Source organism: Romboutsia sp. LXY-2, assembly GCF_056171995.1.
In genome coordinates this window covers 56,482-70,286 of record NZ_JBKFGI010000009.1, presented here as the reverse complement: position 1 = coordinate 70,286, position 13,805 = coordinate 56,482, and the positions used below count along the sequence as shown (strand labels likewise).

General features: G+C 29.4%; 13 protein-coding genes. 3 read left to right on the top strand and 10 right to left on the bottom strand.

The window, feature by feature from the left end:
• Window positions 1–250: 250 nt before the first annotated feature.
• From ACI48P_RS15810 to ACI48P_RS15785, 6 genes are all read right to left on the bottom strand, one after another.
• Window positions 251–1,435, bottom strand: coding sequence for an MFS transporter (locus ACI48P_RS15810; protein WP_475217468.1), 1,185 nt, complete (start codon window positions 1,433–1,435; stop codon window positions 251–253).
• A 29-nt stretch (window positions 1,436–1,464) separates the two neighbouring features.
• Complete coding sequence (locus ACI48P_RS15805; protein WP_475217465.1) at window positions 1,465–2,478, bottom strand: ROK family protein; 1,014 nt, start codon at window positions 2,476–2,478, stop codon at window positions 1,465–1,467.
• Window positions 2,479–2,655: 177 nt separating this feature from the next.
• Window positions 2,656–4,071 (bottom strand): vWA domain-containing protein, encoded by a 1,416-nt coding sequence (locus ACI48P_RS15800; protein ID WP_475217462.1) that lies wholly within the window; start codon window positions 4,069–4,071, stop codon window positions 2,656–2,658.
• A gap of 4 nt (window positions 4,072–4,075) precedes the next feature.
• Window positions 4,076–5,206 carry an ATP-binding protein gene (locus tag ACI48P_RS15795; protein ID WP_475217459.1) on the bottom strand — a complete coding sequence of 377 codons (1,131 nt, stop codon included), beginning with the start codon at window positions 5,204–5,206 and terminating at the stop codon, window positions 4,076–4,078.
• Between the two features lie 77 nt (window positions 5,207–5,283).
• Window positions 5,284–6,087, bottom strand: coding sequence for a hypothetical protein (locus ACI48P_RS15790; protein WP_475217456.1), 804 nt, complete (start codon window positions 6,085–6,087; stop codon window positions 5,284–5,286).
• Between the two features lie 174 nt (window positions 6,088–6,261).
• Window positions 6,262–6,585, bottom strand: a complete 324-nt coding sequence (locus ACI48P_RS15785; RefSeq protein WP_475217454.1) for a hypothetical protein — start codon at window positions 6,583–6,585, stop codon at window positions 6,262–6,264.
• A 329-nt stretch (window positions 6,586–6,914) separates the two neighbouring features.
• On the opposite strand from ACI48P_RS15785, the gene ACI48P_RS15780 reads away from it, so the two are divergent.
• A complete protein-coding gene (locus tag ACI48P_RS15780; protein ID WP_475217453.1) occupies window positions 6,915–7,436 on the top strand; it encodes a hypothetical protein in 522 nt (173 codons plus the stop codon).
• A 138-nt stretch (window positions 7,437–7,574) separates the two neighbouring features.
• The gene (locus tag ACI48P_RS15775; RefSeq protein ID WP_475217451.1) at window positions 7,575–8,150 is read left to right on the top strand and encodes a peptidoglycan-binding domain-containing protein; all 576 of its coding nucleotides are present in this window, start codon (window positions 7,575–7,577) and stop codon (window positions 8,148–8,150) included.
• Between the two features lie 13 nt (window positions 8,151–8,163).
• Here the strand turns inward: ACI48P_RS15775 and ACI48P_RS15770 are convergent, their stop codons facing one another.
• The 3 genes from ACI48P_RS15770 to ACI48P_RS15760 are packed head-to-tail and all read right to left on the bottom strand — an operon-like array spanning window position 8,164 to window position 11,046.
• Window positions 8,164–9,276, bottom strand: coding sequence for a lysylphosphatidylglycerol synthase transmembrane domain-containing protein (locus tag ACI48P_RS15770; protein WP_475217449.1), 1,113 nt, complete (start codon window positions 9,274–9,276; stop codon window positions 8,164–8,166).
• Window positions 9,263–9,973: a polysaccharide deacetylase family protein gene (locus ACI48P_RS15765; protein ID WP_475217446.1), complete on the bottom strand. Its 711-nt coding sequence runs from the start codon at window positions 9,971–9,973 to the stop codon at window positions 9,263–9,265. The genes ACI48P_RS15770 and ACI48P_RS15765 overlap by 14 nt, the downstream gene beginning before the upstream one ends.
• Window positions 9,967–11,046: an MGDG synthase family glycosyltransferase gene (locus ACI48P_RS15760; protein WP_475217442.1), complete on the bottom strand. Its 1,080-nt coding sequence runs from the start codon at window positions 11,044–11,046 to the stop codon at window positions 9,967–9,969. The genes ACI48P_RS15765 and ACI48P_RS15760 overlap by 7 nt, the downstream gene beginning before the upstream one ends.
• A gap of 347 nt (window positions 11,047–11,393) precedes the next feature.
• On the opposite strand from ACI48P_RS15760, the gene ACI48P_RS15755 reads away from it, so the two are divergent.
• Complete coding sequence (locus ACI48P_RS15755; protein WP_475217440.1) at window positions 11,394–12,236, top strand: C39 family peptidase; 843 nt, start codon at window positions 11,394–11,396, stop codon at window positions 12,234–12,236.
• A gap of 103 nt (window positions 12,237–12,339) precedes the next feature.
• On the opposite strand, the gene ACI48P_RS15750 is transcribed toward ACI48P_RS15755, so the two are convergent.
• Window positions 12,340–13,767, bottom strand: a complete 1,428-nt coding sequence (locus ACI48P_RS15750; protein WP_475217438.1) for a 6-phospho-beta-glucosidase — start codon at window positions 13,765–13,767, stop codon at window positions 12,340–12,342.
• Window positions 13,768–13,805: the final 38 nt, after the last annotated feature.

The window sequence follows — 13,805 nt, the reverse complement described above, 5'->3', positions numbered from 1 at the left end:
AAACTATGAAATCGTTTGTCTTGAGTACATAATAACATCCGATTTTTATTAATGAAATATTTTAAACTTTAAAAACATATTATAGTCATTAAAAATATTTTGTGATTTTTTTAACCCTTTTGAATCTACAACTAGTTTTTTATTATCTATTTTTATTCTATTATTTTTATAACTAAGTATTTAATTTTACGTAAAAAGAAGCCGCATCACTAAAAAGTAACGCGGCTTTTATCAACATATGCTTATATTTTTATGCAGTTTTATTATCTACACTAGAATTACATATCTTACTAACTCCCTCTGATGAAATTAACATAAGAATTAAGAATGCTAATAAAAAATAAGGTAATATCCCAAATCCACTATACTTAGAAATCAATCCAAACAACGGTGGTACAAAAGTATTTCCTACATAAGCTGTAGCCATTTGAATTCCCATTATTCCTTGAGATAGCTCTTTTCCAAATCTATTAGGTGTTTCATGAAGCATTGCTGGATAAATTGGTGCACATCCTAATCCTATTAATACTAACCCTACTAATTGTAAGTTATTTTGTAGAGGCATTATTAATAGCACTGCTCCTACTATAGAAATAATCTGCCCCATTCTAATCATTTGATTATTATTTAATTTCATAGCAATAAATCCAGCTAAAAACCTACCTACAGTGATGCCTAAGTAGTACATAGACACCCATTTAGCTGCCAGTTCAGCTGATAGACCATTGTTTATAACTAAAAACGAGCTAGCCCATAGTCCAGCAGTTAGCTCTACTGAACAATAACAGAAAAATGATAATAAAGCTGGCTTTGCACCTGGTAGTTTCAATAAAGTTGATACTTTTACTGAAGTATTATTATTTTCTTCCTCATCATTATTTTTAACTTCAAACTTCTTCCAAAGGGGTAAAGAAGCAAATAGACATACGACTAAAATAGCTTGAAAAATTCCTATAGTAGCGTATCCCATTCTCCATCCATTTTCTTTAAGTAGATACATAGACATAATAAATGGTCCTGATGTAGCACCAATTCCCCAAAAACAGTGAAGCCAGTTCATATGCTTTGCTTCATAGTGTATTGCAACAAAGTTATTAAGCGCTGAGTCTACAGCTCCTGCACCTAATCCTAGTGGTATTCCAAGTAAACATATCCATATGAAACTTGGTGCAAAGAATATCCCCAATAGACCTGTTGCTGTTAGAAATACACTGAATGTAGTTACCTTACCTGTTCCAAATTTCCTTATTAGTTTTTCACTAAAGAAACTGGATACTATAGTACCTCCAGCTACAATCATAGTTGCAACTCCAGCGTATGATATAGGTACATTTAAGTCTTGATGTATCATTGGCCATGCAGAGCCCATTATTGCATCTGGAAGCCCTAGACTAATAAATGCAATATAAATAATTATTAATAGTATTTTTAGCATTTTTTCTCCCCCATATATTAAAATTGTGATTACTTAAATACTTCTTCTTTTTTATTTAAAACTTCCAAAGCTGATTTAATCATTCCCAATTCATAATCTTCTTCAAAATCATTACAAACAACTATATTTGTTTCAAAATAGTAGTGTAATATGCTCTCTGCTTTATCCTTTATTTGCTTAGCACTATCTTTGCTTAAAAAGTCTCCATATATTACAAATTGATCTGGTGCAATGACACATCCCATCATAGCAATGAGCTTTGCTATAGCTTCATTTATCTCTTCAGGATTATAATAATTTATATTTATCCAATCTACACCTATTGGCATATAAGCTACCTCTCCAGCAAAGTTTGATTTCCCCTTATGTATTTCTCCATCTATTACTATGCCTGAACCAGGCAGATAAACCCTATTAAAGACTAATCCCACCACAGTATTAATATCTTTATTGTCTAGTTTATTATGATAATATCCATTAACAGCTGCGTTAACATCATTTACAAATATAACTTCAACGCTATATCTTTCTCTATAGTGCTTCATAAATGTATCACCAATAATATCAGTGTAATCATTTAACCTTATAATCTCATTTTCCTCAGCACCTGGTAAACCAAAAGCTATTACCTCTATAGTAGAATATTTTTCAAATAGTTCATCTAAAATATCATCAAAGCTATCGTCATTTACGTGTTCAAAAATATATTCTTGTTCATATATAGATTTTCCAAGTAAATTTGTAACCAATACTTTTATATAGTTTTTATGATTTCTTGTATATCCAAATATTATAGCCGCACATCTAAACATCTCATTGTATTTATATTCTATTGATGGTCTACCACCATTTGATGGTATGCTTTTACCTACGAATACCTCTTTACTTTCTACCATTTCTTTTAATAATACATTTATAGTTACTACACTTAATCCTGTTTTTTTCGATAACATCGCTGCTGTTAAATCTATCTCTTCATTAAAACAATGTCTCAAAAGATTCTTGTTCATCTCTTTTATCATCCTAGTATTTGCTTTTTTCACATTACACACCCACTTTTTTAATATACTTAATTAACATCCTTAAATAAGTATATTCTAGTCTTAAATTTTTTGCAACTTATAAAAATATAAATATTTACTATATATTATAAGCATATTAAAAGACGCTTTTCCCCATCTAATGTAAAGCGCCTTTTAGCTAATAGTTCTTCTATTTATTTATAAAATAGGAGCTTGGTTATTCATAGAATATCCATCATCCCTAACATCATTCATATCTATAAATCTATCTTTTGATTCTACCTTACTAAGCTTCTTGACCGCACCATAGCTTTCTCTCAAGGATAGCTTATCTCCTCTTCCAGAAATAACCCATAAAGTTTTATATCCTCTAGGAATTACTCCTAGCTTGTCTTCACCTTTACCATCTGTAAAGTAAACTAATAAATTAATCTTCTTACTATTGGCATATTCAAAAACTGGCGTAAATTTAGTTCCACCTCTTATACCTATTCTCTCTTTTATATCCTTAACAGATTTAACCTTGTAAGTACGTCTAATTTGATCATCACACTCTATTATAGTAATTTCGTGATTATAATTTTTTACAATATTAAGAACTTCCTTTATAGCTTGCTTAAACTCTTCATCACTAATACTTCCGCTTGTATCAATGGCTACAGCTATTTCTGCTTTATGACCTCTAAGCTCTCCTCTTAAATCTAATCTATAAGGTTGTCTTCTATTTCTTCTTGTTATGGTCTTCTTCTTGTTGCTTTCAACAGTACCCATCAACTTTTTAAGGTATAGATTCCAAGGTAGTTCTCCCTTGCTATTTTTTAAAGCTGATAACATACCATCTAGGTAATCTGGAATTTGACCTTTTTGAGACATATCTATAAACTTTTCTGTAAACTCTTTTAAAGCCTTTTCTTCTATTTCACTAGAATCTTCCCATATGTCATGGGTATTTTCTGGTCTGTATTCAGTTTCAACATCTTCATTTTCATTTATAACACTATCATTCTCTTCCCCTTCTTCATCATAATCTTGTAAATCCAATTCTGTTTGAATTTTTTCTACATAATATTCAAAGGGTTCATATGGCTCAAGATTCATGTTATAAGTGTTATTTACCGATTCTAAAGTAGTAGCATAAGGAGGTAGATTGTTTAAATATTTATTTACTACTATGTCCATTCCCATATTTATTGCTAATGTACTATACTTACCTTTTATTTCTTTTGCTCTAGTTAAATGCATAGATACTATATGAAGAATTTCATGTTTTATTGTACTTTCCATTTGCTTTATGTTAAGGTTTAAGAAAATTATAGGATTAAAATATATAACATACTTCGCACCTTTAAAATTCACTGATGTAGGGCTACTTATATCAAATCTAATTTCTCTTCCCATTTGAAATAAGAAATATCCATAGAAATTATCTTTTTCTTCCATAAGACTTAAATTTACCTTATCAACAAGCTTAAAAAATTCATCTTTATAAGCTTTAGGTATATCTATCTCAAATTTTTCACCTTTATGATTTGCTTTTGTTACTGCGTAAGTATTTATAATTTCCTCTGCTTTTTCATAAAGCTCTTTTGTTTTTCTATCAAAATAACTTTCCATAGCATTATCCCCTTATTAAGCTATAAGATTCAAAATATAACTCTACAAATTCTTCATTTTCTATAGCTACTTTATATACGTCTTCATAGCTATTTCTCATATCTTTCATAATACCTACCATTAAATCTATTGGATATAGCTTTAAAAATTCTACAAATCTATTAACATAATTTTTAGATTCATTATTTCCATTTTTGATGTTTGATTCTAGGTTTTTAAGAATATTCACAGCTGATAAATACAGTCTTGTATGACTTTCCTCTTTTAATCTATTTATTACATCTTCACTTAAAGTTTCATTTAATACAACATCTTCATAAGATATTAGTGGATCACAGTCTGCTTCTACAAAACTTATGAATTCTTCAGCAATTACCTTTCCTACATTTCCTTTTATAACATTTAAAAATACTGATCTAGGTATACTACCTTCTGATTTTTTATAAACTTCAAAACTCTTAGATACTCTCTCATAACTTCTAGGTGTTGCTCTTACATCGTCATCATTTACTTTGTTTAAGTACTCTGGGAATGTAGATATAAACTCTATAACCTTTTGCTCAATACCTGCACCTATCGCCCAACTTAACCATTGATTATAATCAGACTCCATATTTAACCATACAAATCTATTTTCTTGTGCAGCATCCATATCTACAACTTGATAATCAAAGTCTGAACCATACTTGCTTGATGGGTTCATTGCTGCTAGTATTTTTACATCATCATGTAACTTGTATCCATTTATTTCTCTATTTAATATTAAGTTCATAAGCTCTTGTTGAACGGTATGTTCACAACGGTTTATTTCATCTATAAATAAAAGTACTTCTCTACCTTTATCTATTTCTTCATCTATTTCTCTTAATTTATTATGAACTGCATATACTGTAGTTTTCTTTTCTATCTCAAATCCATTTGAGTTAGATACTACATAAGATTCTATAGTTGGAAGACCACCTATTTCTCCTTCTTTAAGTAGGTTTCCATCTACAACTATTAAACTCCAGTTATTATCCTTAGCAAGTTTTTTTGCTAATGCTGTTTTTCCGATTCCACTTTCTCCTACTACTAAAGGTACTTCCTTTGTAGCTAATACTAAGTCAACGCTCTTTAATGTATCTATAAAATTCATCTTGTCTCTCTCCTAAATCATTGTGTCTTTTGATCTATCTAGCTTAAATTCTCCCACGAATAATTTTAATTTCTAATTTAAACCATCTTTAACTTTTCATCTACCGCAACCTTTTTTGCTTTTGCACTTCCGTACTTATAAATGAACATTATCTTATCCATTGATATTGTGTCATGATTTTTATCTATTGTACTACAATTTATAAAATCTCTTACATATTTATCTTTAACATCTTCCTTCGATAGCGCTTCTTTTAATACTTCCTCTAGCTCATCTTTAGAAATATCTTTACCTTTATACTTTATAACTAATATATTAGTCTTTAAAAACTCTAACAATTTAGTCTTATCTAAATCTTTAACAAAAGTTATAGCAGCTTCATTATTTTTTATAGCTGTTAATTCTGCCTTATAACTAGGTTTTGCTATATACCTTAATGCATCATAGCTAATATTTACAGCTTCTATTTGCACACTTTCATAAGGTTGTTTTATATATTTTAGTGAGTCATAATTTTTTCTTACTGCTAACAATTGTAATTCTTCACTTGGATTTTGAACATATTGAATAGCCCATCCTGCTTTGTCTATTGCAAGCTTTATTACTTTTTCAGTTGGATTTTTAATATAATCTAGCACAATCCATCCATAATCTAATGCTTTAAGCATCATTTCTTCCGTTGGATCTTTTATATATTTAATAGCTCTAGCATTGTTACTTATGGCTAACTCTTTCATTTCTATTGTTGGATTTTCTATATATTCTATTAAAAGTCCATTTTTTTCTAATGCCAACAGCTTCATCTCATCTGTAGGATTGTTTATAGTTTTTATAACACTTGGGTTATTTTTTATCATTTGAATAAATTTTGCTTCTTCCATAACATGCCTCTCTATTTGTAACTAATTTTAATTATTATTTGGTTATAATTATTACTTATTATAATTAATATACTTTTTTTTCATTTTTAAACAGAATAATTCTACCAATTATAATTTAATAATAAAAAAATCCCTAAAACTATTATAGCTTTAAGGAAAGTTGAGCTTTCTTTATTAATATGGATAATAATATGGATAATATGGTGGTGCATAATAAGGATATGCTATTAGCGATAATGCGGCTAAAGCAGCAAGTGGAAATGCACGTCTTCTAAATCTTCTATATCTTATTGGGCCTCCATATTGTCTATTATCTTGTAAATTAAACTCAGCTTCTTCTGGCATAACATCTTCACCAACTAAAACCATTACTGTATCTCCATCCACATCTTCAATAATACCATCAAATTGACTTCCATCATTCATAGTTAATATAACGTGATAATTCATTAATTTTGTGCATTGATTATATAGATCTCTGCTATTTCTCTTTCCCATGTTGTTTATCACCCCTCTATAACATAGTATTAATTCCATATAATAGTGTTACATTTTAGTGATATTTTAAAATAATTCGTTATTAAAAGCACATTGATTAAGCTCTCAATATATTTTTCTTGAGTTTAAAAGCATGTTAACCTTCCATTATTGCCTCTGCAACTTCATCAATAACAGCTTCATCTATCATATCTATATTCTAGCACATTTTTACATCAAATTTTGTAATCTTGCTTATCTTCTTTATTCAAATATTTTTAGTACAACTCACGGTTAAAAGTTTTTTTAGTATCATAATATTAAATGATAATTGTATAGAGGTGATTTTTTTGTATAGAGGGTGTTTAACAATTAAAGTTATTGATGAGGATACTAATTTTCCCATTGAATTTGCAAAAATTAAAGTATATACCTTTCCAACTGATGAATGTAAAAAAAGCAAAGTATTACATGATGATTTAATAACCAATTCATCTGGTCAAGTAAAAAAAATACCACTAGATGCTCCTAATTTCCTATATTCACAGTTTCCAAACTCTCCTAGACCATATAGTAAGTACTTACTTGAAATTGAAAAAGAAGGTTATCAGACAGTTATAATAGAAGGTGTACAAATACTACCTTGTGTAGAGGCAATTCAAAATGTATCCTTATCTAAAGCTTCAAAAAATACAAAATCAAATATTAAGCTTTATGAAATAGGAGAAAATGTTTTATATGGAAATTATAAGCCAAAAATATTTGAACCATCATTAAAGAAAGTTCCTTATGTTTTATCTAACGTTGTTGTTCCCGAGTTCATAATAGTTCATGACGGTTTACCAAGTGACAGAAATGCTCCAAATTATTAGATACCGTTTAGAGATTATATTAAAAATGTTGCCAGTTCAGAAATCTATGCTACCTGGCCTACTCAAACTATTTATGCAAATGTTGTCGCTATAGTTTCATTTACACTAAACAGAGTTTACACTGAATGGTATAGAAATATGGGCTATAATTTTACTATCACTTCATCTACACAATATGATCATAAGTTCATTTATAATAGAAATATTTTTGATACTATAAGTGTAGTTGTTGATAATATTTTTAATGTATATATTCAAAGACCTAAAGGAGCTAAGCAACCACTTTTAGCCCAATATTGTGATGGTATTCAAACACAATGTCCTGGAAAAATGACTCAATGGGGCAGTAAAACTTTAGGCGATCAAGGTTACAAATTTGAAGATATTTTAAAATATTTTTATGGTTATGATATTGGACTTCAAGGAACAGATATGGTAGAAGGTGTACCATCTTCCTTCCCTGGCTATACCCTTTCTATTGGCTCAAGTGGAGAAAGTGTACGAATAATTCAAGAACAATTAAATGCCATATCAAATGCATATCCAGCTTTACCTAAAGTAGTTGTTGATGGTATTTATGGCCCAGCAACTAGAAATAGCGTACTTAAATTCCAAGAAATCTTTAGAATGAATCAAAGTGGTGTAGTAGATTTTGCTACTTGGTATGCTATCTCTAAGATTTATGTGGCAGTTACTAAAATAGCTGCATTCTAAAAAAAAGATGACCTTAACAGGTCATCTTTACTGGCATCTTATGGGTGTCAGTTTTTTTATTTGTTAACTTTTCCACAGGTACATGTTCTTTTTTATTATTATCTTTAGAGTTAATCATCCACATTACCAACAAGAATACTCCACTTAATAACAGGAATAAGTAAAAGCTAATTCCACGACTAAGTAACATGGCTTCATTTATTATAGGCATTGGGAATAACAATTTATATAGCATTAAGAATCCACTTTCACTTGCTCCAACTGCTCCTGGAAGAGGAAGTGAGGATACCGCTATAAATAATACAGCTTGTATTCCTATAAACACAAACATAGAGTTTCCACTAAGTCCAAATGAGCGATACACCCAGTATGGAACACTATGAAGTGCAAATATTTGAATACCTGTTGTAATAAATGTTTTAAACATTATTATTTTGTTCTTCATTATATAAGAAGCACATTCTCTATATTCATCAATAACTGTATATGCTTTTTCGCTTATACTCTCTGTCTTTTTACATCCAAATAACTTTAGAGTAGCCATAGTAATATCAATTATTTTACTTGTTGCTGAATAAGAAAATATAGCTAACAATAAAACTACTAATATTGCCACGTTAATCATTAGGCCTGTAACAAGTATATATTTTATAGAGCCTAGACTTTCCTCTAATAGTGAGTATTGAGTAAAAAATCCTATAAAAGAATACACTATGGTTACTATTTGGAAAAATACTAACTCAATAAAAAGCACCAATGTAGAATGGGATATTTTAATATTGTCCTTGCACATGCGATAAACTTGCATAGGCTGTCCACCTGATGCTGAAGGTGTTATTGAACTAAAGAAAAATCCAGTAGCTGAATAGGTAATACATTTTAAAAGTGTTGTTTCATAACCTAAAGCCTTGAGATTTCTTTTAGTATTTAAGGATTCACATAAAATAAAAACAAACATAGATCCTATTGCTGGGAGCAAGTATAAGGCATTTATATGAGATATAGTACTTATTACGCTATTAAAATCTAATTTCCTAAAAATAAGGAAAAATGTTATTCCTATTAATATTAAAAACAGTCCACCATTTTTTAAAATTTTATAAAATAAGTTCTTATTGTGCTTCATATTTATCCACCGTATCGAAGCTATAACCTTTTGATAACCATAAAGGAATCATAACATCTAATGCATTTATGGTTCTTAAAGGTGCTTCATTCTTTCCTCTACCATCATGTAAACATATAATGTCACCTGGTAATGTTCTCTTAGCTAACTTGCACATTATTTCCTCGCTAGTTATGTTACCTCTCCAGTCTTCTGCCATAACATCCCAAAGCATAGCATTTAAATTATATTTTTTTAACTCTAATGCACTTGTCAAATTAAAATGTCCCCATGGCGGTCTAAAGTAATTAGCTTCCACACCTAACTCATCAAGTATTTTAATACTTTTTTCAAAGTCATTTTTCATATCAGTTGGAGTTTGGAAAAGACCATTTTTATGTCTTAATGAGTGCATACATATTAGATGACCATCATCTTTCATACGAGTTATAATTTCAGGATTAGATTTTGCATACTCTCCAACTACAAAAAAACTAGCTTTAACATTATATTTATCTAATAAATCTAACAACATAGTCGTATATGTAGGGTGAGGGCCATCATCAAAAGTAAGGTATAGCTTATCTTTGTGTAATGAACTTTTTATCTTATAAGAAAATTTATGCATTAAAGTCGGTATAATACTATAGCTTAAAAAAGACACTACAACAATACCTGCTAGCATAAATATAACTTCTACTTTACTTTTAGTTAGCATGTTATCCCTCCTTCCATATTATAAATCTCTAATGGACAACTTTGTGACCATTGCTCTGCCATCTTTCTCATATTTTGTTTAATACTTTCCATAATTTTGCTATTCTCTGCTAAAGCTAAAATATCTTTTGCTATATCAGAATCATCATACCATATAACACGACCTAGATTTTCAGATTCTATAAACTGCGCATTGCCTACTTCTTGCTTTAAGAACGGCTTAATAACAAATAACGGTATTTGGCTATTGATTGCCTCAAATGTAGTTATTCCACCTGACTTTGTAATAAGTAAATCAGCTTTTTTCATAAAATCATGAACATTTTTTGTGTAACCAACTACCTCTATATTTGAAAACTTTTCTTCAATCTCACTCTTCAGCTTTTCATTTTTACCTGTGATTACCGTTAAATGCACATTTTCATTTTCACTTAGTTTTTGAAGTAATATATCTCCTGATGGAAGAAGCCCTAATCCACCACCCATGATAAGTATTTCTAACTTATCATTTAGTTTCTTTTTTAAACTTTCTTCATTTTTAAAGCATCTTTTTACAGGTATTCCACTTACAACAACCTTATATGGATTAACACCTTTAAGTACTAAGTCCTTTTTTGTATCTTTCGCTCCTACAAAATAAAAATCTGTATATGGTGATATCCATTCCTCGTGTATAGTAACGTCTGTAATATATGTGTATAAAGGAATATTGCTTCCTGTTTTTTTCTTATAAACTGATACAAACTGAGATGCTAAGGGTACTGTTGATAGCACTAAGTCTGCTGAAGTTTCTTCTATAAGTTTTTCTATCTTTTTTGAAACCATATGTTTCATAGGTACGCTTGATTTTTTATTTGAAAAACCACAGTATATATTATATATTGAAGAGCATTTGCTCGCGATAAAATCAAATGATTCATAAATTGTCTTATTCATAGTTGGAAACATGTAATTAACAATATCAACTATCTCTACATTTACATTTTTATATGTTGCCTCTATATCTTCATATAAAGCTTCTGCAACAGACAGGTGACCCATACCAAATTTTCCGGTTAAAATTAGAACATTCATATTTCTACCTCCTATTTCTTCATCTATTATTATAATTGAATATCCTTAAAATTTGCTTTATAAAAAATTAAGATTTGATAAAAAAATTCTTAAGATTTTCTAAAGATTCTTTATACGCCTCCTAATATCTTTATATTTATTCAATTTACTACGGAAAATCTAAGTTTTATTACCTAAAACTTAAGAAATCTTAAGAATTAGTTAAATGATTTTTAATATTTTTTAGATATGATTAATGTATTAGTCGGATAAAAATAATAAATAGTATTTAGTTTAAGATAAAGTAAAAATAATTTCTAAATCCTACTCTATCTTAATATACAGTTTAAACAAAATGGAGGTTTTCTATGAATTACACTGCTAATAGTGACAAGAAAAAGCTTAACAAAAGTAATCTATTAATGTTAATTATTATAATAGTAGGATTACTATATATAGCACTTATAAAAATAAATAATACTAAACATGATAGTACAAATTTGTCAGGCGTAAACAATGAGGTTATTAAAAAGCTAGAAGAACAGTCTTCTTCAAACTATAAGGTTAAACATATATTAAATAATACGGACAAGTACCCTGAGTCTCTTTTAACGATGCTTAGTAAAAATATAGAAACTGTAGATTTTGTTTATAACTATCCTAAAAATATATTAAAAGAAAACAATAAAAATATATCAATAAAGAAATACTATACACCTGGTGAAATACCGCTATTTATACAATGGGATGAAAAATGGGGATATAATAAATATGGAGATGAATATCTTTCTGTTAGTGGATGTGCTCCTACATCTTTAGCTATGGTTTCTGTAGGTCTTACTGGTGATACTAGCGTTAATCCTCTAGCTGTAAGTGAATATGCTTTTAATAATGGTTTTTATGTAAATGGTATAGGCTCTAGTTGGAATTTAATTTCTGAAGGAGCTAAGCACTTTGGATTAAATGCTAAAGAGCTACCTCTAAGCAAATCTTCCATATTATCGACTTTAAAAGCTGGTAACCCTATAATAATAACAGTTGGACCTGGAACTTTTACCTCAACTGGTCACTTTCTTGTACTAACTGGTTTGGCTGATGATGGTAAAATAAAAATTAATGATCCAAATAGTAAGATAAACTCTTCAAAAACTTGGGATGTAGATGTATTTCTTAAGGAAACTAAGAACTTATGGAAAATTAGTAAATTGTAATTTCATTATACGTAAAAATAAAGCCTTTAGGATGGATTACTTATCCAACCTAAAGGCTTACTTTTTATAAATACATCTTAAATCCATTTGTATGCTTTAAATATTAATTTAAATCTTCTCCATTTGAAGATATTACTTTTTTATACCAGTCAAAACTTTTCTTCTTACTTCTTCTTAAAGTTCCATTACCTTTATTATCTCTGTCTACATAAATAAATCCGTAGCGCTTTTCCATTTCACCTGTTCCAGCGCTTACTAAATCTATAGGTCCCCATGTAGTATATCCTAATAAATCTACACCATCGATACTAACTGCATCACGCATAGCCTTTATATGTTCTCTTAAATAATCTATTCTATAATTATCTTCTACATATCCATTTTCATCTGCTGCATCTTTAGCTCCTAAACCATTTTCTACAATAAATAATGGTTTCTCATATCTATCATATACATGATTTAGAGTAATTCTTAATCCTAATGGATCAATAGGCCATCCCCATTGACTATATGAAAGATATGGATTTTTAGCTGAAGTGAAAATATTTCCTTCTGCCATATCATCTTTATTATCATCAGTTCTAACACAACGACTGTTGTAGTAAGAGAATGAAATAAAGTCAACAGTATGTTCCTTAAGTAATTCAAGATCTCCAATTTCCATTTCTGGAGTAATTCCTTTTTCCTCCATGTATTTTAATGCATAATTAGGGTATTTACCTCTAGATTGTACATCTACAAAGAAATAGTTCTCTCTATCTAATTTTGTAGCTTCCCATACATCATTAGGATTACAACTATATGGATACACACTTCCAGCTGCAAACATGCATCCTACTAAGTTACCTGGATCCACTTCGTGAGCTATTTTTGTTGCTATAGCACTAGCTACAAGTTCATGATGAGCTGCTTGATACTTTATTTTTTCAGTATCTTCTCCTTCTTCAAAACAAATTCCGGCTCCCATAAATGGAGCATGTAAAATCATGTTTATTTCATTAAATGTAAGCCAATATTTAACCAATCCTTTATATCTTCTAAAAACTACATTGCATAATTTTTCGTAAAATCCTATCATTTTACGATTTCTCCATGCTCCATATTCCTTAATTAAATTCATCGGACAATCAAAGTGAGTGATAGTTACTAAAGGCTCTATACCATACTTTCTACATTCTTTAAATATATCTTCATAGAATTGAAGTCCTTTTTCATTCGGAGTTTCTTCGTCTCCTTTCGGGAAAATTCTACTCCAAGCAATACTCATTCTATAAACCTTAAATCCCATCTCCGCAAATAATTTTATATCTTCTCTAAAGTTATGATACATATCTATACCAGTTTTTGCTGGGTAATAATGCTCCTCATCAAAATCAAACATTTTTAGTTTTCCTGTAATTACTGCTGTTCTATCTTTACCTACTGGACAAACATCTACATTTGCTAATCCTCTATCATCTTTATTATATCCACCTTCACATTGGTTAGCAGCTGTAGCTCCTCCCCATAAAAAGTCTTTTTTAAATCCCATAGTTAAGCCTCCTATAAATTATAAGCAAAGCATTAACT

Coding starts and splice junctions, on each gene's coding strand:
- ACI48P_RS15790 (WP_475217456.1), bottom strand. CDS start 6,087: ATGGAAGAAGCAAAATTTATTCAAATGATAAAAAATAACCCAAGTGTT.
- ACI48P_RS15750 (WP_475217438.1), bottom strand. CDS start 13,767: ATGGGATTTAAAAAAGACTTTTTATGGGGAGGAGCTACAGCTGCTAAC.
- ACI48P_RS15770 (WP_475217449.1), bottom strand. CDS start 9,276: ATGAAGCACAATAAGAACTTATTTTATAAAATTTTAAAAAATGGTGGA.
- ACI48P_RS15755 (WP_475217440.1), top strand. CDS start 11,394: ATGAATTACACTGCTAATAGTGACAAGAAAAAGCTTAACAAAAGTAAT.
- ACI48P_RS15765 (WP_475217446.1), bottom strand. CDS start 9,973: ATGCTAACTAAAAGTAAAGTAGAAGTTATATTTATGCTAGCAGGTATT.
- ACI48P_RS15795 (WP_475217459.1), bottom strand. CDS start 5,206: ATGAATTTTATAGATACATTAAAGAGCGTTGACTTAGTATTAGCTACA.
- ACI48P_RS15775 (WP_475217451.1), top strand. CDS start 7,575: ATGGGCTATAATTTTACTATCACTTCATCTACACAATATGATCATAAG.
- ACI48P_RS15760 (WP_475217442.1), bottom strand. CDS start 11,046: ATGAATGTTCTAATTTTAACCGGAAAATTTGGTATGGGTCACCTGTCT.
- ACI48P_RS15800 (WP_475217462.1), bottom strand. CDS start 4,071: ATGGAAAGTTATTTTGATAGAAAAACAAAAGAGCTTTATGAAAAAGCA.
- ACI48P_RS15785 (WP_475217454.1), bottom strand. CDS start 6,585: ATGGGAAAGAGAAATAGCAGAGATCTATATAATCAATGCACAAAATTA.
- ACI48P_RS15810 (WP_475217468.1), bottom strand. CDS start 1,435: ATGCTAAAAATACTATTAATAATTATTTATATTGCATTTATTAGTCTA.